The 23,372-nt window shown below is 71.3% G+C and carries 21 protein-coding genes; 7 read left to right on the top strand and 14 right to left on the bottom strand.

The features are described from left to right. Positions 1 to 211 precede the first annotated feature (211 nt). Positions 212 to 406, top strand: coding sequence for a DUF5999 family protein (locus RNB18_RS19435; protein WP_057611223.1), 195 nt, complete (start codon positions 212 to 214; stop codon positions 404 to 406). Positions 407 to 514: 108 nt separating this feature from the next. On the opposite strand, the gene RNB18_RS19430 is transcribed toward RNB18_RS19435, so the two are convergent. Together RNB18_RS19430 and RNB18_RS19425 are read right to left on the bottom strand one after the other, a co-directional pair. Then, entirely contained in the window at positions 515 to 913 is a 399-nt protein-coding gene (locus RNB18_RS19430) for a RidA family protein (RefSeq protein WP_266558392.1), read from the bottom strand. Positions 914 to 929: 16 nt separating this feature from the next. Then, complete coding sequence (locus tag RNB18_RS19425; RefSeq protein ID WP_311715343.1) at positions 930 to 2,081, bottom strand: acyl-CoA dehydrogenase family protein; 1,152 nt, start codon at positions 2,079 to 2,081, stop codon at positions 930 to 932. A 135-nt stretch (positions 2,082 to 2,216) separates the two neighbouring features. Between RNB18_RS19425 and RNB18_RS19420 the strand changes: the two genes are divergently transcribed. Then, a complete protein-coding gene (locus tag RNB18_RS19420; RefSeq protein ID WP_311715342.1) occupies positions 2,217 to 3,809 on the top strand; it encodes an AMP-binding protein in 1,593 nt (530 codons plus the stop codon). A gap of 15 nt (positions 3,810 to 3,824) precedes the next feature. Further along, positions 3,825 to 4,637 carry a PaaX family transcriptional regulator gene (locus RNB18_RS19415; RefSeq protein ID WP_311715341.1) on the top strand — a complete coding sequence of 271 codons (813 nt, stop codon included), beginning with the start codon at positions 3,825 to 3,827 and terminating at the stop codon, positions 4,635 to 4,637. A 46-nt stretch (positions 4,638 to 4,683) separates the two neighbouring features. Here the strand turns inward: RNB18_RS19415 and RNB18_RS19410 are convergent, their stop codons facing one another. After that, positions 4,684 to 6,960 carry a bifunctional salicylyl-CoA 5-hydroxylase/oxidoreductase gene (locus tag RNB18_RS19410; protein ID WP_311715340.1) on the bottom strand — a complete coding sequence of 759 codons (2,277 nt, stop codon included), beginning with the start codon at positions 6,958 to 6,960 and terminating at the stop codon, positions 4,684 to 4,686. A 2-nt stretch (positions 6,961 to 6,962) separates the two neighbouring features. Next, positions 6,963 to 7,790, bottom strand: a complete 828-nt coding sequence (locus tag RNB18_RS19405; protein ID WP_311715339.1) for an enoyl-CoA hydratase family protein — start codon at positions 7,788 to 7,790, stop codon at positions 6,963 to 6,965. A gap of 321 nt (positions 7,791 to 8,111) precedes the next feature. On the opposite strand from RNB18_RS19405, the gene RNB18_RS19400 reads away from it, so the two are divergent. Further along, a complete protein-coding gene (locus RNB18_RS19400; protein ID WP_311715338.1) occupies positions 8,112 to 8,564 on the top strand; it encodes an ATP-binding protein in 453 nt (150 codons plus the stop codon). Between the two features lie 3 nt (positions 8,565 to 8,567). Here RNB18_RS19400 and argF read toward each other — a convergent pair whose 3' ends face one another. Continuing rightward, the gene (gene argF / locus RNB18_RS19395; RefSeq protein ID WP_311715337.1) at positions 8,568 to 9,575 is read right to left on the bottom strand and encodes an ornithine carbamoyltransferase; all 1,008 of its coding nucleotides are present in this window, start codon (positions 9,573 to 9,575) and stop codon (positions 8,568 to 8,570) included. 115 nt (positions 9,576 to 9,690) lie between these two features. Beyond that, positions 9,691 to 10,914, bottom strand: a complete 1,224-nt coding sequence (locus RNB18_RS19390) for an arginine deiminase (RefSeq protein ID WP_311715336.1) — start codon at positions 10,912 to 10,914, stop codon at positions 9,691 to 9,693. A 123-nt stretch (positions 10,915 to 11,037) separates the two neighbouring features. Between RNB18_RS19390 and RNB18_RS19385 the strand changes: the two genes are divergently transcribed. Both RNB18_RS19385 and RNB18_RS19380 read left to right on the top strand, forming a co-directional pair. Continuing rightward, the gene (locus RNB18_RS19385) at positions 11,038 to 12,042 is read left to right on the top strand and encodes an SPFH domain-containing protein (protein WP_311715335.1); all 1,005 of its coding nucleotides are present in this window, start codon (positions 11,038 to 11,040) and stop codon (positions 12,040 to 12,042) included. After that, entirely contained in the window at positions 12,039 to 12,929 is an 891-nt protein-coding gene (locus RNB18_RS19380) for an NAD(+)/NADH kinase (protein ID WP_311715334.1), read from the top strand. The genes RNB18_RS19385 and RNB18_RS19380 overlap by 4 nt, the downstream gene beginning before the upstream one ends. Before the next feature lie 8 nt (positions 12,930 to 12,937). Here RNB18_RS19380 and RNB18_RS19375 read toward each other — a convergent pair whose 3' ends face one another. The 7 genes from RNB18_RS19375 to RNB18_RS19345 all read right to left on the bottom strand — a co-directional run bounded on the left by RNB18_RS19375 (position 12,938) and on the right by RNB18_RS19345 (position 20,885). Beyond that, the gene (locus RNB18_RS19375) at positions 12,938 to 15,505 is read right to left on the bottom strand and encodes a polynucleotide kinase-phosphatase (protein ID WP_311715333.1); all 2,568 of its coding nucleotides are present in this window, start codon (positions 15,503 to 15,505) and stop codon (positions 12,938 to 12,940) included. Next, positions 15,502 to 16,980 (bottom strand): 3' terminal RNA ribose 2'-O-methyltransferase Hen1, encoded by a 1,479-nt coding sequence (locus tag RNB18_RS19370; RefSeq protein WP_311715332.1) that lies wholly within the window; start codon positions 16,978 to 16,980, stop codon positions 15,502 to 15,504. Before RNB18_RS19370 ends, RNB18_RS19375 begins: the two co-directional genes overlap by 4 nt. A 155-nt stretch (positions 16,981 to 17,135) precedes the next feature. Continuing rightward, on the bottom strand, positions 17,136 to 18,059 hold the full coding sequence (locus tag RNB18_RS19365) for an LLM class F420-dependent oxidoreductase (protein ID WP_311715331.1): 924 nt from the start codon (positions 18,057 to 18,059) through the stop codon (positions 17,136 to 17,138). A 192-nt stretch (positions 18,060 to 18,251) separates the two neighbouring features. Continuing rightward, complete coding sequence (locus RNB18_RS19360) at positions 18,252 to 18,716, bottom strand: DUF6099 family protein (protein WP_266509164.1); 465 nt, start codon at positions 18,714 to 18,716, stop codon at positions 18,252 to 18,254. 178 nt (positions 18,717 to 18,894) lie between these two features. Further along, on the bottom strand, positions 18,895 to 19,221 hold the full coding sequence (locus RNB18_RS19355; RefSeq protein ID WP_311715330.1) for a nucleotide pyrophosphohydrolase: 327 nt from the start codon (positions 19,219 to 19,221) through the stop codon (positions 18,895 to 18,897). Continuing rightward, the gene (locus RNB18_RS19350) at positions 19,218 to 20,414 is read right to left on the bottom strand and encodes an AAA family ATPase (RefSeq protein WP_311715329.1); all 1,197 of its coding nucleotides are present in this window, start codon (positions 20,412 to 20,414) and stop codon (positions 19,218 to 19,220) included. The genes RNB18_RS19355 and RNB18_RS19350 overlap by 4 nt, the downstream gene beginning before the upstream one ends. Before the next feature lie 81 nt (positions 20,415 to 20,495). Further along, positions 20,496 to 20,885, bottom strand: a complete 390-nt coding sequence (locus RNB18_RS19345) for a cell division protein SepF (protein WP_176742435.1) — start codon at positions 20,883 to 20,885, stop codon at positions 20,496 to 20,498. A gap of 215 nt (positions 20,886 to 21,100) precedes the next feature. Here RNB18_RS19345 and RNB18_RS19340 point away from each other — a divergent pair, with 215 nt between their 5' ends. Further along, positions 21,101 to 22,825 (top strand): hypothetical protein, encoded by a 1,725-nt coding sequence (locus RNB18_RS19340; RefSeq protein WP_394817643.1) that lies wholly within the window; start codon positions 21,101 to 21,103, stop codon positions 22,823 to 22,825. On the opposite strand, the gene RNB18_RS19335 is transcribed toward RNB18_RS19340, so the two are convergent. Beyond that, complete coding sequence (locus RNB18_RS19335; RefSeq protein WP_311715328.1) at positions 22,806 to 23,321, bottom strand: YceI family protein; 516 nt, start codon at positions 23,319 to 23,321, stop codon at positions 22,806 to 22,808. The genes RNB18_RS19340 and RNB18_RS19335 overlap by 20 nt on opposite strands. Between the last annotated feature and the right edge of the window lie 51 nt (positions 23,322 to 23,372).

Here is a 23,372-nt window from a genome sequence, read left to right as displayed (position 1 = left end):
CCTCCACTGCTACCGGGAACACGTGCCGACAGCCGTGATCGTCACTCCTTTGGTGGCGAGTCCGCACCGAGCGTCGTGGAACCGTCAGAGAGATGTCCGCGTGTTGTCACGCTTCACGCTGGACCGTTCCGATGAGTTCGAGACGGGCGCATGGTCTACCCATACGGATACGGACCCCATGGGGACGGTCCCACCAATGTGGAGGTGCGCCATGTGTTCTCACCGGTCTTCGTGCGCTTCGTCCGACAGCACCACCCCGCACATCGTCGCGGCCCATCCCGAGCAGGGCTGGAACCTGCTGTGCAACGGCGCGATCGTCTTCGACGACAGCGGCGAGCTGCTGCCCGACGGCCGGATCGTCGCGCCGCACCGGGTGCCGGCCGGACAGCTGGCCGTCGCCGCCTGATCAATGCGCGTCCCCGCGACGCCATAAGCCCCGCAGGGTCCCGACGCCCGCCGACGCCGGCACCAGGAACGCCACCCGAGCAACTTCCGACCCCCGGTGCGGGGCACGCTAGGGCAGCACCGCGAAGCCGTCGAGCTCCACCGCCGCCTGGTCGTCCCACAGCCGTACGACCTCCACGACCGCCATCGCCGGGTAGTCCCGGCCCGCAGACTCCCGCCAGATGCGGCCCAGTTCCGGGGCGTGAGTGCGGTAGGCGGCGATATCGGTGGCGTACACGGTGACGCGGGCGAGGTCGGACGGAGTGCCACCGGCGGCCGCCAGGGCGGTGAGCAGGTTGTCGAGCGCCTTCTCGAACTGCTCCGGCAAGGATTCCCCGACCACCTTGCCGTCGGCGTCGAGGGCGGTCTGCCCCGCGAGGAAGACCAGCCGGGACCCGGTGGCGACGACCGCGTGCGAGAAGCCGGTGGGCGGGGACAGTTCGGGTGGGTTGATGCGCTCGGCGGTCATGAAGCCTCCATCGTCTCTACGGCTCTACGGCTGCCCGGGCCTTCACGGTCGCCAGTTCCGCGTACAACTCCTTGGCGATGATGCCCCGTTGCACCTCGCTCGCCCCTTCGTAGATGCGCGGGGCGCGCACCTCCCGGTACAGGTGCTCCAGCAGATGACCGCGCCGCAGTGCGCGGGCTCCGTGCAGTTGGACCGCGCTGTCGACGACGTACTGCGCGGTCTCGGTCGCGAGCAGCTTCGCCATCGCCGCGCGCTTGGGCACGTCCGGGGCGCCTTCGTCGTACGCCGTCGCCGCCGCGTACACCATGAGGCGGGCCGCGTCCGTGCGCAGGGCCATCTCGGCGACCGTGTGCGCGACGCTCTGAAGGTCCCTCAACTTGCCGCCGAAGGCGTCCCGTCGGGAGGTGTGCGCGAGGGTCGCGTCCAGCGCCGCCTGTGCCATGCCGACCGCGAAGGCGCCGACGCTGGGCCGGAAGAGGTTGAGGGTGCCCATGGCGACCCGGAAGCCGCGGTCGACCTCGCCGAGGACGTCGTCGGCGCTCACCGGCACGGCGTCGAAAGCGAGGGTGCCGATGGGATGCGGGGAGAGCATGTCGAGGCCGGTACCGCTGAATCCGGGCCGGTCCGCGGGCACGAGGAAGGCGGTCACTCCCCGGGCGCCGACGTCGGGGGTGGTCCGCGCGAAGACGGTGTAGAAGTCGGCCTCGGGGGCGTTGGAGATCCAGCACTTCTCCCCGGTGAGCCGCCAGCGGGAGGGGCCGTCGGGGACGGCGGACAAGGACAGCGCGGCCGCGTCCGAACCCGCTCCCGACTCGCTCAGCGCGAACGCGGCCACCGCGCTGCCCTCGCTCACCGCCGGCAGCCAGCGCTCCCGCTGGGCCGGAGTGCCGTACGCGTGGACGGGGTGGGCGCCGAGGCCCTGGAGGGCGAGGGCCGTCTCCGCCTCCGTGCAGGCGTACGCGAGGGATTCCCGCATCAGGCACAGATCCAGCGCGCCGGAGGTGAACAGGCGCTCCAGGAGGCCCAGTTGGCCCAGCTCGGCGACCAGCGGACGGTTCACACGGCCCGGCTCGCCCTTCTCCGCGAGCGGGCGCAGCCGTTCCGCGGCGAGGGTGCGCAGCTCCGCACACCGGGCGGTCCGGGACGGTTCGAGCGAGAATGCGGGCATTGCCGGTCCCCTCTCTCGACAGGGCCCTACGACAGTATCGCGTGCCGTTGACTGTCGTCACCAACACGATACGCTCCTTGTGCGAGCCCACCATCGACGCCCACAAGGCGGCCCACGGCAAGGGGGCGACCCGCCATGAACGTCTCGGCCCACGTCGACACTTTCGCGCGCGACCACCTCCCGCCCCCCGACCAGTGGCCGGAGCTCCGTTTCGACCTTCCGGAGCTGCTTTACCCCGATCGGCTGAACTGTGCCTCCGAGCTGCTGACGGGCCCGCCCGACGACCGCCCGGTGTTCCACACCCCGGCCGGGGACACATGGACGTACGGCACCCTGCGTGCCCGCGTCGACCGGCTCGCGCATCTGCTCACCGGCGACCTCGGAGTCGTCCCCGGCAACCGTGTCCTGTTGCGCGGCCCGACCACACCCTGGCTCGCGGCCTGCTGGCTGGCGGTGCTGAAGGCGGGCGCGGTCGCCGTGACGGTGCTGGCCCAGCAGCGGCCGCACGAGCTGGCCACGATGTGCGAGATCGCGCGCATAGAGCACGCCCTGTGCGACATCCGCGCCGTCGACGATCTCGCCAAGGCCGAGATACCGGGCCTCAGGATCACGACGTACGGGGGCGACGCCCCCGACGACCTCCTGAACCGCGAGGCGCCCGGGATGCCGTACCCCACCGTGGAGACGGCGGCCGACGACGTGGCGCTGATCGCTTTCACCTCCGGGACCACCGGGCGGCCCAAGGGCTGTATGCACTTCCACCGGGATGTGCTCGCGATAGCCGACACCTTCTCCAAGCATGTGCTCAAGCCCCATGTGGACGATGTCTTCGCGGGCAGTCCCCCGCTCGGTTTCACCTTCGGCCTCGGCGGCCTGGTGATCTTCCCGATGCGCGCGGGCGCCAGCTCGCTCCTCCTCGAACAGGCCGGCCCCCAGCAGCTGTTGCCGGCCGTCGCCGAGCACCGGGTCTCGGTTTTGTTCACCGCTCCCACCGCCTACCGCGCGATGCTGGACGAACTCGACGCGTACGACATCTCGTCGCTGCGCCGCTGTGTCTCCGCGGGTGAGAACCTGCCCGCGGCCACCTGGCGTGCCTGGCAGGAGCGGACCGGCCTGGGGATCGTCAACGGCATCGGCGCCACCGAGCTGCTGCACATCTTCATCTCCGCCGCCGACGAGCACATCCGGCCCGGGACGACCGGGGTGCCCGTACCCGGATGGCACGCGCGCGTGGTCGACGAGACAGGTCGGGACAGGCCCGACGGCGAGCCCGGCCTGCTCGCCGTGCGCGGTCCCGTCGGCTGCCGCTACCTCGCCGATCCCCGGCAGCGCGAGTACGTGCGGGACGGCTGGAACATCACCGGCGACACCTACATCCGCGAGAACGATGGGTACTTCCGCTATGTGGCGCGCGCGGACGACATGATCATCTCCGCCGGGTACAACATCGCCGGACCGGAGGTCGAGGATGCCCTGCTGCGACACCCGGACGTGGTCGAGGTGGCCGTCGTGGGGCGGGCCGACGAGGCACGCGGTCAGGTGGTCGTGGCCTTCGCCGTCCTCAAGGAGGGCGCCGAGCGGGACGCCGAGGCGCTGCGCGCCTACATCAAGACCGAACTGGCGCCCTACAAGTGCCCGCGCGAGATCGTCTTCCTGGACGCGCTGCCGCGCACGGCGACCGGCAAACTCCAGCGGTTCAGGCTGCGCACCGATGGTGACCAGCAGTGATCCACACGAACTAAGATGATCAACGTGTCCGACCAGCATGCACCACGGTCTCTCATCGTCACGCTCTACGGAGCCTACGGCCGCTTCATGCCGGGCCCCGTGCCCGTCGCCGAGCTGATCCGGCTGCTGGCCGCGGTCGGCGTGGACGCCCCCTCCGTACGTTCGTCGGTGTCCCGCCTCAAGCGGCGCGGCCTGTTGCTGCCGGCCCGCACGGCACGGGGCTCGGCCGGGTACGAGCTGTCGCAAGAGGCCCGTCAGCTGCTCGACGACGGCGACCGGCGCATCTACGCGGTGACCCCGCCCGAGGACGAGGGCTGGGTGCTCGCGGTGTTCTCGGTGCCGGAGTCGGAGCGGCAGAAGCGGCACGTGCTGCGCTCACGGCTGGCCGGACTGGGCTTCGGCACGGCGGCCCCCGGGGTGTGGATCGCCCCGGCGCGACTGTACGAGGAGGCCCGGCACACCCTCCAGAGGCTGCGGCTCGACCCGTACGTCGACTTCTTCCGCGGCGAGCATCTCGGCTTCGCGGCGACCGTCGAGGCGGTGTCCCGCTGGTGGGACCTGGCCGCGATCGCCAAGGAGCACGAAGCCTTCCTCGACCGGCACGCGCGCGTGCTGCACGACTGGGTGGGCCGGGCCGACACCCCGCCCGAGGAGGCCTACCGCGACTACCTGCTCGCCCTCGACTCCTGGCGGCATCTCCCCTACTCCGACCCCGGCCTGCCCGCCCCGCTGCTCCCGGAGGACTGGCCGGGCCGGCGGGCGGCAGCGGTGTTCCGAGGCCTGCACGAGCGACTGCGGGACGCGGGCGCCACCTTCGCCGGTCTGTGATCCCAGGCACAGCACAGTCCCGACCGTTCCAAGAGGCTGTACCCCCTCAAGTCCCCAGTGTGAGGCGGGGCTTGGGGGCATCGGTGCGTCCGGTCTGCGGTCGGCGGCTGCCCGCGCGGTACGGGTCCGGCCAGACGACGCCGGGACCGTCGTACCCCTGCTCGGCGGCCGCGTGCAGGGTCCAGTGCGGGTCGTAGAGATGCGGGCGGGCCAGCGCGCACAGATCCGTACGCCCGGCCAGGATCAGCGAGTTGACGTCGTCCCAGGAGGAGATGGCGCCGACCGCGATCACCGGGACACCGGTCTCGTGACGGATCCGGTCGGCGTACGGCGTCTGGTACGACCGCCCGTACTCCGGGTGCTCCTCGGCCACGACCTGCCCGGTCGAAGCGTCGATCGCGTCGGCGCCGTGCGCGGCGAAGGCGCGGGCGATCTCGACGGCGTCCTCGGCCGTGTTGCCGCCCTCGGCCCAGTCGGTGGCGGAGATACGGACGGTCATGGGCCGTTCCTGCGGCCACACTCCCCTGACGGCGTCGAAGACTTCGAGCGGGAAGCGGAGGCGCTTCGCGAGCGAGCCGCCGTAGGCGTCCGTGCGCAGGTTGGTCAGCGGGGAGAGGAAGCCGGAGAGCAGATAGCCGTGCGCACAGTGCAGTTCGAGGAGATCGAAGCCGGCCCGGGCGGCACGCCAGGCCGCCGCCGTGAACTGCTCACGGATGTCGGTCAGTTGGGCACGGCCGAGCTCGCGCGGGGTCTGGTGGGAGGGCTTGTACGGGATCGGGGACGGCGCCACGACCGGCCAGTTGCCGTCCGGCAGCGGCTCGTCGATGCCCTCCCACATCAGCTTGGTCGAGCCCTTGCGGCCGCTGTGTCCGAGCTGCACGCCGATCGCGGTGCCCGGCGACTGCGCGTGCACGAAGTCGGTGATCCGTTTCCAGGCCACGGCCTGCCTGCCGTTGTAGAGGCCGGTGCAGCCGGGCGTGATGCGTCCCTCGGGCGAGACGCAGACCATCTCGGTCATCACCAGCCCGGCACCGCCGAGGGCCCGGGCGCCCAGGTGGACCAGGTGGAAGTCGCCGGGGATGCCGTCGGTGGCGGAGTACATGTCCATCGGCGACACCACGACCCGGTTGCGCAGCGTCAGACCGCGCAGCCGGAACGGGGTGAACATCGGGGGCGTGCCCGGCGCGCAGCCGAACTCGCGCTCCACGGCGCCGGTGAAGCGTGCGTCGCGCAGGCGGAGGTTGTCGTGGGTGACGCGGCGGCTGCGGGTGAGCAGGTTGAAGGCGAACTGGCGGGGCGGCTGGTCGAGGTACAGGCCGAGGTTCTCGAACCACTCCAGGCTGGCGCGGGCGGCGCGCTGTGTGGAGGCGACGACGGGTTTGCGCTCCGCCTCGTAGGCCGCCAACGCCTCTTCCAGTGAAGGCTGTTCCTCCAGGGAGGCGGCCAGGGCGAGGGCGTCCTCGACGGCGAGCTTGGTGCCGGAGCCGATGGAGAAGTGGGCGGTGTGGGCCGCGTCGCCGAGCAGCACGGTGCTGCCGTGCGACCAGTGGTCGTTGACCACCGTGCGGAAGGTGGTCCACGTGGAGTTGTTGGAGCGCAGCGGGCGGCCGCGGAGTGCTTCGGCGAAGATCTTGGCGCAGCTCTCCGTCGACTCCTGTGGGGTGACCTCGTCGAAGCCGGCCGCCCTCCAGACCTCCTCGCGCATCTCGATGATCACAGTCGAGGCGTCGGGCGCATAGGGGTAGCCGTGGAGTTGCATCGCGCCGTGTTCGGTCTCGGCGATCTCGAACCGGAAGGCGTCGAAAGGGAAGTCGGCGGCGAGCCAGATGTAGCGGCAGTGGTGCGGGGTCACATGGGGGCGGAACACATGGCTGTGGCGTTCGCGTGTCGTGCTGTTGACGCCGTCGGCGGCGATGACGAGGTCGTGCGTCTCTTCGAGGCCGGCCGGGGCCACCGTACGGAAGCGGAGGTCCACGCCGAGAGCGCGGCAGCGGTCGTGCAGTATCTCGAGGAGCCGTCTGCGGCCGAGTGCGGCGAAGCCGTGGCCTCCGGAGGTGTGCCGTACGCCCCGGTGCACGATGTCGATGTCGTCCCAGCGGACGAAGTCGGACTGCATCGCCTCGTAGACCACCGGGTCCGCGTGCTCGATGCCGCCGAGGGTCTCGTCGGAGAGGACCACGCCGAAGCCGAAGGTGTCGTCGGGGGCGTTGCGCTCCCACACGGTGACCTCACGCCCGGGATCGAGCCGCTTCAGCAGAGCGGCAGCGTAGAGCCCACCGGGGCCGCCGCCGATGATCGCGATGCGGGGGACGGAGAGGGACATGATCACCGTCCCTGCCATTTCGGCGGCCGCTTCTCCGTGAACGCCGCGTGGAACTCCCGGTAGTCCTCGCCGTTCATCAGGAGGGCCTGCGTCGAGGCGTCCAGTTCCACCGAAGCGGCCAACGGCATGTCCAGCTCCGCCGTCAGCAGGGCCTTCGTCTGGGCGTACGCCAGTGCCGGGCCGTCGGCCAGACGGCGGGCCAGGCGCGCGGCGGCCTCGTCCGCGCCGCCCTCCTCGGTCAGTTCGCTGATCAGGCCGATGCGCTCGGCCTCGGGAGCGCGGACCGGTTCCCCGAGCATGAGGAGCCGGGTGGCATGGCCGAGGCCGACCACGCGAGGCAGCAGATAGGCCGCGCCCATGTCACCGCCGGACAGGCCGACCCGGGTGAAGAGGAAGGCGAAGCGGGCCGAGGGGTCCGCGACCCGGAAGTCGGCCGCCAGGGCGAGGACCGCGCCCGCGCCCGCCGCCACCCCGTGCACCGCCGCGATCACCGGGAACGGACACTCCCGTACGGCCCTCACCACCTGGCCCGTCATCCGGTTGAAGTCGAGGAGCTGGGCGGTGTCCATGGCGAGGGTCGCGCCGATGATCTCGTCGACGTCACCGCCGGAGCAGAAACCGCGGCCCTCGCCGGCCAGGACCAGGGCGCGGACGGAACGCTCGCGGGACAGTTCGGCGAGCAGGTCGCGCAGGTCGGCGTAGGCGCCGAAGGTGAGCGCGTTGAGTTTCTCGGGGCGGGCGAGGGTGACGGTGGCGACCCCGTCGGTGAGGTCGACGCGCAGATGCCGCCAGTCGGAGGTGCGGGCGGCGGAGCCGGTGAAGGGACTCATGGCGTGCGGCCTCCCGTGCTCGGACGAAGTGCGAGTGGCGAGGATCCAGGCGCATCCAGGTGCGCTCTCCTCTCGAAGCTATCACCCCTCTTTGACTGTCGTCACGAGTGCGCGATAAAGGCATCCGGATGTGACCTGGCGCGGTCACATCCGTCACGGTTCGCCGACAGACCGGCAACGGCGGGATCAGCGGCGGGAGGCAAGCCGTTGCTACGGGTAAGCCGCCTGCCAACGGGGCCGAAGGTCCCGTACGGCGCCCGCCGGACGACGTATCCGACGGCGCCGTACCATTCATAAGGTTGAAAGCAGGACAGCCTGCTCATGAACGGACCCGCCTTGCAAGATCGCCCCCCGGCCTCCGCCTCCTGGCGCATCGCGCTGCCGCACTCCGCCGCGGCCGTGCCCGTGGCGCGCGCTCTGGTCCGCACCGCGCTGGCCGAGCTGGACCACGGGGCGGACTGCGACACCGCGGAGCTGCTGACGGCGGAGCTGGTGGCGAACGCCGTGGAACACACCTCCGGCGACACCCCGATAGAGCTGGTCGTGGAGTTGCTGCCGACCGGTTGCCAGGTGGAGGTGCACGACCCGGACCCGGCACCCCCGGGCCATCTGACCCAGCCGGACACCAGGGACCCGGACCCCTGGCAGGAGCACGGCCGGGGCCTGCTCCTGATCAGGGCGCTCAGCTCGTCGTGCGGGCACCGCCCGACCGAGACCGGCAAGGCGGTGTGGTTCCGTCTGCCGGTGGTGCCGTCTCAGTGGCACCCGGCGTGACGCTCAGGCCAGCGTCGCCACCAGGACGGCCTTGATCGTGTGCAGACGGTTCTCCGCCTCGTCGAAGACCACCGAGTGCACCGACTCGAACACCTCGTCCGTGACCTCCAGGGACTCCAGGCCATGGGTCTCGAAGATCTCCTGCCCCACCTTCGTACCGAGGTCGTGGAAGGCGGGCAGACAGTGCAGGAACTTGACGTCCGCGTTCCCCGTGGCCCGCAGCACCTCCGTGGTCACCGCGTACGGCGACAGCGCCGCGATCCGCTCGTCCCACACGTCCTTCGGCTCTCCCATGGAGACCCAGACATCGGTCGCGACGAAATCCGCCCCCCGCACACCCTCCTCCAGCGACTCGGTGAGGCTGATCCGCGCCCCGCTGTCCACGGCGAGCGTACGAGCCCGCTCGACGACGTCCTGCTCGGGCCAGTAGGCCTTCGGCGCGACGATCCGTACGTCCATCCCCAGCAGCGCGCCGGTGATCAGATACGAGTTGCCCATGTTGAACCGCGCGTCGCCGAGGTAGGCGAAGACGATCTCCCGGACCGGCTTCGCGGTGTGCTCGGTCATCGTCAGCACGTCGGCCAGCATCTGCGTGGGGTGCCAGTCGTCGGTGAGCCCGTTGTACACCGGCACCCCGGCATACGCGGCGAGCTCCTCCACCTTCTGCTGGCTGTCCCCGCGGTACTCGATCCCGTCGTACATACGACCGAGCACGCGCGCGGTGTCCCGTACGGACTCCTTGTGGCCGATCTGCGAGCCGGACGGGTCCAGGTACGTCGTCGAGGCGCCCTGGTCCGCCGCCGCGACCTCGAACGCGCAGCGCGTGCGGGTCGAGGTCTTCTCGAAGATCAGCGCGATGTTCTTCCCGTTCAGGTACCGCGTCTCGGCCCCCGCCTTCTTGGCGGCCTTCAGCTCGGCTGCCAACTCGACCAGCCCGAGGAACTCCTGCTCGGTGAAGTCGAGCTCCTTGAGGAAGTGGCGGCCGGCGAGGGCGGTCGGGACTGTCGCCATGGGGGCGCTCCAGAGGTACGTGAACAGCGGACCCTTGGAAGTCTATACGACGCTCAGCATTTATATACAGACTCCTGTACGACTATGCGATCGGGCGTTCCATAAGAGATCCCTCCTATACGGCCTCCCGCTCCACCGGACAGCTCATGCAGCGCGGCCCGCCCCTTCCCCGCCCCAGCTCGCTGCCCGGGATCTCTATCACCTCGATGCCCTGCTTGCGCAGATGGGTGTTGGTGGTGGCGTTGCGCTCGTAGGCGACGACGACACCCGGCTCGACGGCGAGGACGTTGCAGCCGTCGTCCCACTGCTCGCGCTCGGCGGCGTGCACGTCCTGGGTGGCGGTCAGCACACGGATCTCGCTCAGCCCGAGCGCGGCGGCGATCGCGCGGTGCATGTGCTCCGACGGGTGGTCGGTGACCTTGAGCTCCTTGTCACCGACGCCCGGTTCGATGGTGTACGACCTGAGCATGCCGAGTCCGGCGTACTGCGTGAAGGTGTCGCCGTCGACCATCGTCATCACGGTGTCGAGATGCATGAAGGCCCGCCGTTTCGGCATGTCGAGGGCCACGATCGACTGCGCGGAGCCCTCGGCGAACAGCTTGTGCGCGAGCATCTCGACGGCCTGGGGCGTGGTGCGCTCGCTCATGCCGATGAGGACGGCGCCGTTGCCGATGACGAGGACGTCCCCGCCCTCGATGGTGGACGGGTAGTCGGCCTGCCCCTCCGACCAGATGTGGAACGTTTCGTCACGGAAGAGCGGGTGGTGACGGTAGATCGCCTCGAAGTGGACCGTCTCGCGCTGCCGGGCCGGCCAGCGCATGGCGTTGACGGCGACGCCGTCGTAGATCCAGGCGGAGGTGTCGCGGGTGAAGAGGTGGTTGGGCAGCGGGGCGAGGAGGAAGTCGTCGAGGTCCATGACGTGGAAGCGCACGGAGGTCGGTTCCGGGTGAGCCTCCAGGAACTCCCGCTTGGTCATGCCCCCGACGAGGGCCTCGGCCAGCTCTGCGGCGGGCAGCGTCTCGAAGGAGGCCCGGAGGTGGTCGGTGGCCAGGGGGCCGTACTCCTTCTCGTCGAAGACGCGGTCCAGGACGAGGGACCGGGCCGCCGGGATCTCCAGGGCCTCGGTGAGCAGGTCGCCGAAGAGATGGACGGCGACCCCGCGGTCGCGCAGCACGTCGGCGAACCCGTCGTGCTCGGCGCGCGCCCGGCGCACCCACAGCACGTCGTCGAAGAGCAGTGCGTCCTTGTTGCTGGGGGTGAGCCTTTTGAGCTCGAGATCCGGCCGGTGAAGGATGACGCGGCGCAGCCGCCCGGTCTCGGAGTCGACATGGAATCCCATGCCTCCATCCTGACCAACGGGGAGCCTCTTGACCCCTCCGTCCGCCCTGCTTTCTTGTTCTCGTCCCCTTGACGACAAGCACCCCTCACCGTTATCGTCCAACAGACGAAAAGAGGGGGTTCAATGGCCGACATCACCCGGCGCCTCGGCTGGCGCCATCTGCGCGGCGCGCCCACGGCGCACATCCGGCACCACCGCGGCGGCACACTGCTGCACGACGGTCCGGGGCTCAGCTTCTGGTTCCGCGCACTGACGGCCGCGCTCTCCGAAGTTCCGGTGGACGACCGCGAGTTGGCCATGACGTTCCATGCCCGTACGTCGGACTTCCAGGACGTGGCGGTACAGGCGACGGTGACCTACCGGATCGGCGACCCGGCGCTCGCCGCCGCCCGCCTGGACTTCTCGATCGACCCGGACACCGGGGTGTGGCGGGGCGCACCCCTGGAGCAACTGGGCACGCTGCTCACGGAGACGGCCCAGCAGCACGCGCTCGACGTACTGACCCGGACTTCCCTGGCCTCCGCCCTGGTCGACGGCGTTTCGGCGGTGCGCGAGAGAATCACGGCGGGCCTGGACGCCGAACCGCGGCTGCCGGCCACCGGCATCGAGGTGGTGGCCGTACGCGTGATGGCGCTGCGCCCCGAGCCGGAGGTGGAGCGGGCGCTGCGCACCCCGGCCCGCGAACAGATTCAGCAGGAGGCCGACCGGGCGACCTACGAACGACGGGCCGTCGCCGTGGAGCGGGAGCGGGCCATCGCCGAGAACGAACTGGCCAGCCAGATCGAACTCGCCCGCCGCGAGGAGCAGTTGGTCGAGCAGCGGGGCACGAACGCACGCCGGGAGGCGGAGGAGCACGCGGCGGCGGATGCGGTGCGGGCCGAGGCGGAGGCGACACGGTCGGTACGGCTCGCTCGCGCGGAGGCCGAAGGGGCGCGCGCGGTGGGCGACGCGAAGGCGCAGGCGCAGGCCGCCTGGTTGCGGGTGCACGCGGACGTCGAGGTCGCCACGCTGCACGCCCTCGCCGGGACCCGGCTCGCGGAGAACCTGCCGAACATCGACAGCGTGACGATCTCGCCGGACGTGCTGACGGGGCTGCTGGCGAAGCTGGGCGCACGGGAGCCGGAGTGAGTCTCGCACCGCGAGCGGTCCTGGTTCACCGCACCACGGAGTACGAGGAGTTGGTGGCCCACCACGGCACCCACGGCCAGGCCGCCTTCTTCCTCTCCTCCCGGGGCCGGGACATCGCGGAGGTCGCCGAACGTCATGAGCGCACCCGGCGGGCGCTCGCCGAGGTGACCTCCGCGATTCCGCTGACCTGGCGTCAGGCGCGGGTGGAACGAGCCGACCTGGACCGCTTCCTGTTCGCGCCCGAGGACGTCGTGATCGTGGTCGGGCAGGACGGTCTCGTGGCGAACGCGGCCAAATACCTCTCCGGACAACGGGTGGTGGGCATCGACACCGACCCCGGCCGCAACCCCGGTGTCCTGGTGCGGCACCGACCGCGGGACACCGCCAAATTGCTGACGGCGGCCGGTGCGGGCGTCGACGAGTTGACGATGGTCGAGGCCGTGGCGGACGACACCCAGCGGCTCGTCGCGCTGAACGAGATCTACCTGGGCGCCGCCGGACACCAGACCGCCAGATACCGCCTGGGCCTGGAGGGCGACGGGGGTGTCGTCGAGGCCCAGGCCTCCTCCGGGGTGCTGGTGGGGACGGGGACCGGAGCCACGGGCTGGCTCCGGTCCGTGTGGCAGGAGCGGGGCGCCGCCCTACGGCTGCCGGCCCCGACGGAGACCCGCCTGGTCTGGTTCGTCCGCGAGGCCTGGCCCTCCCCGGCCACCGGCACCTTGCTGACCGCCGGCGAACTCCCCGCCCCCGCCCGCCTCCGCCTCACCGTCGAGTCCGAACACCTGATCGCCTTCGGGGACGGGATGGAGGGCGACTCGCTGGAGCTGACGTGGGGGCAGACCGTGGAGGTGGGGGTGTGCGGGGAGCGGTTGCGGTTGGTGGGGTGAGCCACGCCTCACAAACGAGGGTCCACCGGCTCCGACTCCAGCGCCAACACCCCGAACACCGCCTCGTGGACCCGCCACAGCGGCTCGCCCTCCGCCAGCCGGTCCAGGGCCTCCAGGCCGAGGGCGTACTCGCGGATCGCGAGGGAGCGCTTGTGGTTCAGGAACCTCTTGCGCAGCCGGTCGAGGTTCTCCGGGCGGGTGTACTCGGGACCGTAGATGATCCGCAGGTACTCCCGGCCGCGGCACTTGATGCCGGGCTGGACCAGCCGGCCCTCCGGGCTGCGGACCACCGCGCCGAGCGGCTTGACGACCATGCCCTCGCCGCCGCGGCCGGTCATCTCCAGCCACCAGTCGACGCCCGCCCGCACCGACTCCGGGTCGCCGGTGTCGACGTAGAGGCGCCGGGTGGTCTGGAGCAGGCCGGTGCCGTCGTGCTCCACCAGGCGGTCCAGCAGGGCCAGCTGCTCGTCGTGCGGGAGCGCGGCGAGGCTGCGGCCCTGGACCGCGAGGATCTGGAACGGCGCAAGGCGGACGCCGTCCAGGCCTTCGGTGGTCCAGCAGTAGCGCCGGTACGCGTCGGTGAACGCGCCTGCCGCGTCGGCCCGTTCGCGCTGGCGGGCCAGCAGGTCCGTCACGTCCACGCCCCGGTCGGCCGCACCCCGGAGCGCGGCCAGCGCGCCCGGGAAGACCGCGCCGGACGCGGCGCCGACGGCCGCGTACTGCGACCGCAGCAGGCCCGAGGCCTTCAGCGACCACGGCATCAGCTCGGCGTCCAACAGGAGCCAGTCGCCCGCGCCGGAGGCGCTGTTGGACGCAGTGAGTTCGGACCACAGGCCCGCCTCGCCGATCGCCTCGCGCAAGCGGTCCAGGATCGCCTCGGTCACCGACTCGTCGTCGAAGAACGGGCGGCCGGTGCGGGTGTAGAGGGAGCCGGTCGGGCCGTCCACGCCGAAGCGCTTGCGGGCCGTCTCCGCGTCCCGGCAGACCAGGGCCACCGCCCGCGAGCCCATGTGCTTCTCCTCGCACACGACGCGCTCGACACCGTCCTGCGCGTACTGCGCAAAGGCCTCGGCAGGGTGCTCCAAGTACCCCTCGAGGTGACTGGTGGCCGTCGGTGCCATGGTCGGCGGGAGGTACGGCAGCAGCCGCGGGTCCACCGCGAAGCGGCTCATCACCTCCAGAGCCGCGGCCGCGTTCTCCTCCCGGACGGCGACCCGGCCCGCCTGCCGGGTCTCGACCGCCCTGCGGCCGTGCACGTCGGCCAGGTCCAGCGGCCGGCCGTCCTGCCCGCCGGGCGCCTCCGACTTCAGCGGCTTCGTCGGCTCGTACCAGACCCGCTCCGCCGGTACGTCGACCAGCTCCCGCTCCGGCCAGCGCAGGGCCGTCAGCTTGCCGCCGAAGACCGCTCCGGTGTCCAGGCAGATCGTGTTGTTGAGCCACGTCGCCTCCGGGACCGGGGTGTGGCCGTAGACCACGGCCGCCCGGCCGCGGTAGTCCTCCGCCCACGGGTAGCGCACCGGCAGCCCGAACTCGTCGGTCTCTCCGGTGGTGTCGCCGTACAGCGCGTGCGAGCGGACCCGGCCGGAGGTGCGGCCGTGGTACTTCTCCGGCAGACCGGCGTGGCAGACGACCAGGCGGCCGCCGTCGAGGACGTAGTGGCTGACGAGTCCGTCGATGAACTCCCGTACCTCGGAGCGGAATTCGTCCGAGACGCTCTCCATCTGCTCGATGGTCTCCGCGAGGCCGTGGGTGTGCTGGACCTTGCGGCCCTTCAGGTAACGGCCGTACTTGTTCTCGTGGTTGCCCGGCACGCACAGCGCGTTGCCCGACTTGACCATCGACATCACGCGCCGCAGCACTCCGGGGCTGTCGGGGCCGCGGTCGACGAGGTCGCCGACGAAGACCGCGGTACGGCCGTCGGGGTGGACGCCGTCGGCGTAGCCCAACTTGCCGAGCAGCGACTCCAGTTCCAAGGCGCAGCCGTGGATGTCGCCGACGATGTCGAAGGGACCGGTGAGGTGGGTCAGGTCGTTGAAGCGCTTCTCGGTGACGACGGTGGCGTTCTCGACGTCCGCCACGCCGCGCAGGACGTGCACCTTGCGGAAGCCCTCGCGCTCCAGGCGGCGGATCGAACGCCTCAGCTCACGGATGTGGCGCTTGATGACCCGGATCGGCATGTCGGCCCGGTCGGTGCGGGCCGCGTTGCGCTCGGCGCACACCTCCTCAGGCACGTCCAGGACGATGGCGATGGGCAGCACGTCGTACTTCTTCGCCAGGTCGATCAGCTGCCGTCGGCTGTCCTCCTGCACACTGGTCGCGTCGACGACCGTGCGGCGGCCCGCGGCCAGACGCTTGCCCGCGATGTAGTGCAGGACGTCGAAGGCGTCCTTCGTCGCGCCCTGGTCGTTCTCGTCGTCGGAGACCAGGCCCCGGCAGAAGTCCGAGGAGATCACCTCGGTCGGCTTGAAGTTCCGGCGGGCGAAGGTGGACTTGCCGGAACCCGAGGCGCCGACGAGGACGACGAGGGAGAGGTCGGTGACGGGAAGAGTCCGTCCCGTGCGCTGGATCTCGGTCATGCCGCCTTCGCCTCCTTCTCGGTCCTGATCACAGCTGTGCTCAATTCAAAAATGGCCATCTGGGTGGGCGGTCCCACTTCCGGGTCGTCCGGTCCCACCGGCCTGAACTCCACGTCGTAGCCGTGTCGTTCGGCCACCGACGAGGCCCAGGCCCGGAACTCCTGCCGCGTCCACTCGAAGCGGTGGTCGCCGTGCCGGACGTGCCCGGCCGGGAGCGACTCCCAGCGGACGTTGTACTCGACGTTCGGGGTCGTCACGAGGACGGTCCGCGGGCGGGCCGCGCCGAACACCGCGTACTCCAGGGCGGGCAGCCGGGGCAGGTCGAGGTGTTCGATCACCTCGCTGAGCACGGCGGCGTCGTACCCCTTGAGCCGCTTGTCGGTGTACGCCAGCGAGCCCTGGAAGAGCTGGACGCGGGAGGCCATCCGCTCCCCCATGCGGTCCAGCTTCAGCCGCCGGGAGGCGATGGTGAGCGCCCGCACCGACACGTCGACGCCGACGATCTCGGTGAACTTCGGGTCCTTGAGCAGTGCCTGCACCAACTGGCCCTGTCCGCACCCGAGGTCGAGGACGCGGGCGGCGCCGGCCGCGCGCAGCGCCTCCAGGATGGCCTCACGGCGCTGGACCGCGAGCGGGGTCGGCTTCTCCTCGGTCTCGGTCTCCGCCTCGACGGCATTGTCGATCTCCTCGACCTCGCTGTCGTCGGCCTCGGCGAGCCGCACCAGCTCCAGGCGTTCCATCGCCTCACGCGTCAGCGACCAGCGGCGGGACAGGTAGCGGCTGGTGATCAGCTTCTGCTCCGGGTGCGCGGGCAGCCAGCCCTCACCGGCCCTGAGCAGCTTGTCGACCTCGTCGGAGGCCACCCAGTAGTGCTTGGCGTCGTCGAGGACGGGCAGCAGGACGTACAGATGACGCAGGGCCTCGGCGACGGTGAGCTGCGTGGACTCCAGTTCGAGGCGGACATAGCGCGAGTCGCCCCACTCGGGGAACTCGGTGTCCAGCGCGACCGGTTCGGCCGTCACGGTCCAGCCGAGCGGCTCGAACAGGCGGCGTACGAGTTCCGGGCCGCCGCGGGCCGCCACAGCGGGCACCTCGATGCGCAACGGCCGTGTCTGCGACGGAAGTTCAGGCTTGGCGCTGCACACCCCGCGCATCGCGCTGGAGAAGACCGCGCTCAGCGCCACCGCGAGCAGCGAAGACGCCGCGTAGGGGCGGTCGTTGACGTACTGCGCGAGCGCCGCGTCCGGGGCGCCGCCGCGCCCCTTGCCCTTGCCGCGCCTGACCAGCGCCACCGCGTCGACCTCCAGCAACAGCGCCGCCGTGCAGCGCTGATCGTCCGCCTCGGGATACAGGACGTGCGCCCTGCCGTAGGAGGTGGAGAACGCCTGCGCCTTCTCGGGATGCTTGTGCAGCAGGAAACCGAGGTCGGTGGCGGGGCGCTCGGGAGTGCCGGTGGTACTGATCGTCAGAAACATGCGAGTGGCCTCTCCGGCCGGTGGACGGGACATTGACGCCGTACGTGCGAAGGCCCCCGAGGACGGTGATCCCGGGGGGCCGGCAGGACGACGTCCTCAGCTTCGCACGATCCGTCCGACCTGCGCCTTCGATTAATCGAAAGGCGCCGAGCCGATTACGACAGCTGCGACTGGACCTGCGCGGAGATCAGCTCCAGGTGGTCCAGGTCGTCGAGGTCGAGGACCTGGAGGTACATCCGGCGCGAGCCCGCGGCGGCATAGCGGCCGAGCTTGTCGACGACCTCGGCGGGGGTGCCGGCCAGGCCGTTGGTCTTGAGCTCCTCGACGTCGCGGCCGATCGCGGCGGCACGGCGGGCGACCTCCTGGTCGTCCTTGCCGACGCAGGCGACGAGCACGTTGGAGAAGGTGATCGCGTCGGCCGCGCGGCCCGCCTCCTGGGCGGCGGCGCGGACCCGGCCGAACTGCGTCTCGCTGTCCTCGGGCGAGCCGAACGGCATGTTGAACTCGTCGGCGTAGCGGGCGGCCAGACGCGGGGTGCGGGTCGCGCCGTGGCCGCCGATCAGCACGGGGATCCTGCTCTGGGCGGGCTTGGGCAGTGCGGGCGACTTCGTGAGGTCGTAGTGCTCGCCGTGGAAGTCGAAGGTCTCGCCGGGCTCGGTGGCCCACAGGCCGGTGACGATCTCCAGCTGCTCCTCGAGGCGGGGGAACTTCTCCTTCGGGAACGGGATGCCGTACGCCGCGTGCTCCTCCTCGAACCAGCCGGCGCCCAGGCCCAGCTCGACGCGGCCGCCGGACATCTGGTCGACCTGGGCGACCTGGATGGCGAGGACGCCGGGGAGCCGGAAGGTGGCCGCGGTCATCAGGGTGCCGAGGCGTATGCGCCTGGTCTCACGGGCGAGGCCGGCGAGGGTGATCCAGGCGTCGGTGGGGCCGGGGAGGCCGTCGGCGTCGCCCATCTTCAGGTAGTGGTCGGAACGGAAGAACGCGTCGAAGCCCAGGTCCTCGGTGGCCTTGGCGACGGTGAGGAGGGTGTCGTAGCTCGCGCCCTGCTGGGGCTCGGTGAAGATACGGAGATCCATACCTCCATCCTGCACGCAGGGGTTCACCGTGGTCCCATCGGTCCCCGTGGCCGCACCAGTGACCGAGTCCTGTGGTGATCGTTGGCCCAGGCGGAGCCGGCTTGTCGTCGCCCCGGGGGGTCGGTGAGGAGGGGGCCGGCTGAGATCAGTCTTCGGCTGCGGGTGCGTCGTGGCGGCCCGCAGCCGAAGAACTCACCCCGCCTCCGGCAACTCATCCCCCCGATCCGCCAGTCTTCGCAGCATCTGCAGCACCCGGTCCCGCGACTCGTCCGCCGCGTCGATCGCCTCCATGCACTGCCAGTACGTCGTCTCGTCGTCCGCCGCGGACGCGAGGCCGACCAGGGCTATGCCCACCTCGCCGAGGAGGCCGCCGAGGTAGAGGAGCGCCTGGCGGGCGTCGCCGAGCTCGGTGAGCTGGGCGGCCCGCAACTCCGCCAGGGCGATGTCGGGGCGGTCGAGGACACCGCAACCGCGGCCCGCCAGCTCGGTCAACCCCAAGGCCTCGCCCCGGAGTTCGGGAGGCCCTGCGACCGCGAGGCGGCTCCCTATCGCCTGGGCCAGGGCCTGCGCCTGCCACACCTCCGCCATGACCTGAGGCGCCTCGCCGCCTCCGGCCAGGGCACGCCTGCTCGTCACGATGAGCCGCACCGCGTCCATCGGCTGCCCCCGTCTGTCCCGGCGTACCCCCGGGCACGTCCGCCCGAACCTGCTTGTCCACTACCCAGAGTGAGCTCGCTCGGAACGAAAAACCAGAGGTAGACGGAAATCTGTGGACAACAAATCGGTTTCGGAACAGCTTTTCATCACAGAGAGTGAAAGAGGACTGAACCCTTCCTCACGGTGCCGGAAACCTCCGCTCGTTCCGGTCGATCTTCGCGGCGAGCGCGGCCAGGGGATCGACGCCGAGCACCTCGCACAACTGGAGCAGATACGCGAGCACATCGGCGATCTCGTCCGTGACACGGTGCGCGGTGTCGGGGTCGTCCATGACCCGCGCCGACTCCTCGGGAGTCAACCACTGGAAGATCTCGACCAGTTCGGAGGCCTCCACACTGAGCGCGGCGACGAGGTTCTTGGGGGTGTGGTACGGCTGCCAGTCGCGGGCCGCCGCGAACTCGGCCAGCCGGCGCTGCAGTTTCGCCACGTCGAGATGTTCTGTCACGGCTCCAGGTGTACCACCGCGACCCCGTCCACCCCGGCGGCCCAGGAGGCGTCGCTCACCGCGCCGACGAGCCGGATGTGTCCGCGCTCGCACATCCGCACGGCCAGCCGCAGCAGTTCGGCCCGCTGCCGCGGGTCCAGGCTCCGGTCGAGGTTGTCGGTGAGCACGGTGAGCGTCTGCATCGCCGCGGGCACCTCACCGACCGGGTCGACCTCCAGTACCCCGGGCCCGGTGAGCAGCACCAACGCGAGCGCGAGGTACCTCAACTCGCCGTCGCCCAGCCGCCCGAGCGCCGTCCGGCTGCCGTCCCCGCGGTCGAGCAGCGCCCGGACCGTCCCGGTGGGAAGGGGCTCGGCCAGAACGTCGGTGACGGGGCCCGCGCATCCGGCGCGCGCTGCGGCGACGAGCTGCGCGTGGCGTCTGCCGCACTCCGTACGGGTGCGCCACAGGACGTCGGCGAGGTTGTCGCAGCCGCCGAGGAGCCGTCCGGAACCGGTCGGCACGGGCAGGCGCATGCGGCCGGGCCGTGGGTCGCAGCCGAAGACGGAGCGCAGGGCGACGACCATCTGCTCGGCGGCGGCGAGGACGCGCCGCTGTCCGTCCGTCTTGCCGGCCACGCGCAGCGGCAACAGTGCGGTGCCGAGCTGGTCGTCCGGCAGCGGGGCGCGGGTGACCGGCGCGGTCCCGGCCGTGTGCCAGGCGGCCTGCACGGCCCGGCGGGAGGGGTCGCGCAGGGCGGTCTCCAGCAGGACCAGCCCGCCGGAGGTCAACCGCTCCCCCACGATGCGCAGTTCGGGCGCGGCCTGGACCGCGACGTCGAGCCGGACCGGCCCTTCGGGCCCGTCGGCCGTGCAGCCGATCCGGAAGCCGCGGCGGCGCTGTGCGTCGGGGCGGGCCCGGTCGGGGACGCACGAGAGGGGGTGCGGGAACACCTCCTCGAGGCTCGCGCCGGCACCGAGCCGGGCGAGTGCCTCGTACGCCCTGAGCGCACTCGTCTTGCCGCTCCCGCTGGGCCCGGCGATCAGGGTCAGCGGCGCGAGCGGTAGTCCGGCCCGCCGGTGGACGGCGTACGCGGACAGCCGCAGTTCGGTGAGACACGGCCGGTCGGGGCGGCGCTCACCGCCCTGCGACCGCTCCGCGCGCGGAGGAGCCGACTGAGCGGGCACGACAGAGGATGTGGGGGACACACGCATATCCGGACCGTAGGACTCCGCCACCGGACGAACCGTTCCTCCGCAACGCCCTTCCTACGAACGAGCGAACCACCCCGAGGCTCACGACCCCGGCATGCCCGCGCCCTCCATCAGCCCTGTGACCTCGGTCCCGGCCGGTGTCAGCAGGAACACGTTGCGGTCCACGCGGTGCATCCCGCTCGCCAGGCCGAAGACGACGCCGGTGCTGAAGTCGAGGACCCGCTTGGCGACCTCCGTCTCCGCGCTGGTGAGGTCGAGCAGGACGGGTATGCCCGCCATCAGGGTCTCGGCGACCTCGCGGGCGTCCGCGAAGACGTTGATCCGCAGGACGACGAAGCGGCGCCGGGCCTCGGTCTCGGCCTCCGGCATGGACCGGTGGTCGATCGCGGACGGCCATGCGTCCCGCCCGCGCAACGGAACGACCTGGGCGAGCCCTTCCCACTGTTCATCGGTGACGTCGTACCTGTTCACCGGCTGCCCCCGCTCCGACTCGCCTTCAATGCCTGCACCAGCCAATTCTTACGCCAAGTCACCCGTTCGGCCCAACAGCGACACGGTGCGCGACCGCGTCGGCTCACACCGCCCACCGCCGCCCACCGTGCCGAAAACGGGTCTTACCCACCTCACACCGGTCTCTTGGCCGCCGGCGACGACTCGCTCACCGGGTCCGATTAGCGTCCGATGTCGTGCTCCTGGCAGATACTCAGCTGACGACACCCGGCCGGCCCACCCGGCCGGCGGTGTCCACGGCCCCCGAACCCCCGACGCAGTGGCATCGCGTCCTGACGCTGCTCGCGGACGTCAGCCTCTTCATCGGCACCCGTGACGTGTGGACGCAGGCGGCCGTCCACCGTCCGGCCGTGGCCACGGTCATCTCCGTCTGCTACGCCTCGATCCTCGTCTGCGGCGTTCTCGCGCTGGTGGTGCGCGGCCGGCGGCCCCTGGCGCGGGTGGACCTGTGCGTGCTGGTGACCGGGCTGACGCTCGCCGTGTGTGCGTTCGTCCTGTTCCACCGCGGCACCGACGAGTCCGTCCTCACCGCCCAGGCGGCGCGCGAACTGGTCGCCGGGCACGGGGTCTACGGCCACCCCTGGCCCTGGCTCTTCGGCGGCAACGGCATCGCGCTCACCCCGACCGTCACGGGCGGCTACGACACGACGTACGGCTATCCCCCGCTCGCCCCGCTGCTGACCGCCCCCCTGCTCTGGCTCGGCCACGGCGGTCTGCCCGCCATGGCGCTGAGCACGGGCGCGCTGCTCGTCGGCACGGTCGTGCTGTGGTGGCTGCTGCCCGCGCCGTGGCGGCCGGCGGCGACCATGGCGTGCCTGGGGTTCTCGATGATTTCCATGTACGGCCGTCTCGGCTATCCGGCGATCCTGGCGCTGGCCCTGCTGGTGCCGGTGGTGGTGCGCTGGCCCCGGATCGGGCGGGGCGGGCGGCTGGGTCCGGCCGGGATGGCGCAGGCCGCGTGTCTGGGCGCGGCCTGCGCGGCGCAGCAGTTGCCGTGGTTCCTGACGCCGTTCCTGCTCGCCGGGATCTACGCCGTACGACGTGGGGAGCTCGGCGCGCGGTCGGCGGGCCTGGTGGTGCTGCGGCTCGCCGGGGTCGCCGCCACCACGTGGCTGCTGATCAACACGTACTTCATCGTGAGCGAGCCGGGCGCATGGCTGACGGGGATCGCGCTGCCGCTGATCCAGGGCGCGGTGCTGCACGGCCAGGGCCTGGTGGATGTGTCGCTGTATCTCACGAACGGCAGCGACCGGGTCGACTGGTACGGGTACGCGAGTCTGCTGCTGTTCGCCGGTCTGCTGGCGTTGTTCGTGCTGTTCGTGCGCAGACTGGGCCCGGCGGCGGCCGTGCTGCCGTGGCTGGCCTTCTGGCTGGCGACGCGTTCGCAGGACGGCTACTACCTGATGATGACTCCGCTGTGGCTGGCGGCGGCGGTCACCGCGCCCGCGGCGGAGTTCGCGGGGGCCTGGCAGCCGTTCACGCGCCGACTGACCGGCCCGTACCGGCGTCCGGCGCGGATCGCCGCGGCCGTGCTGCTGCTGAGCCCGGCGCTGGCGAGCGCGGCGCTGGCGGCCACCGGCTCACCACCGCTGCGCATGGAGGTCACCTCCGTGCGCCACGGCGTCCGCACGCTCTCCCGGCTGACCCTGCGGGTCACCAACACGGACGACGACGCGCTCACGCCGCACTTCACGCTGACCCGGGGCCAGGGCATGTACCCGTACTTCTCGGTCCTGCGGGGGCCGGCCAGGCTGCCCGCCCACGCGACGGCGACGTATGAGCTCCGGCCGCCCGGGGGGACGTACGCGCTGCCGGAGCCGGGTCAGCGGATCCGGCTCCGGGTGTTCACGTCCTCGCCGCAGACGCTGTCGAGCGCTGACGTCACGCTGCCGACCGCGTGAAGCGGAGCGTGGCGGTGACCGTGGTCAGGCCGCGGATCATGCCCATCTGATTCCAGCCCAGACCGAAGTGGTCGCGGTCCACCGAGAACTCGGCGGTCAGCGTGACCGCGTCGGCGCTCGCGTCGCCGAGCTGTGCGGTGAAGGACTGGGGGCGGCTGATGCCGCGCGCGGTCAGCTGGCCGATCACATGCACCTGGCCGCCGTCGCGCAGTTCGGCGCTGCGCACCGCGAAGGTGATCTGGGGGTGGTTCTCGACGTCGAAGAAGTCGGCCCCGCGCAGGTGCTCGTCGCGCTTGGCGTTCTTGGTGTCGAGGGAGGCGGCGTCGAGGGTCACGGTGCCGACGGCGGACCCGTCGGCCCGCACCTCGCCCTGGCCGTCCACGGTGGCGAAGGCGCCCTTCACGGTGACCAGGCCCCACATGGTCTTGTGCTTCAGGGCCACGGTGGTGGCGGTCCGGTCGAGCTGCCAGGTTCCGGTTTCGACGGCGACGGTCATGATTCCTCACTCAGGTGGTCCAAATTTGGATGACATCACGCTAGCCGATAC

Origin of the sequence: Streptomyces doebereineriae (genome assembly GCF_031845645.1) — a bacterium.
GTDB lineage: Bacteria > Actinomycetota > Actinomycetes > Streptomycetales > Streptomycetaceae > Streptomyces > Streptomyces canus.
The sequence above is the reverse complement of the archived record's forward strand: the minus strand, read 5'-3'. Positions and strand labels throughout refer to the sequence as shown.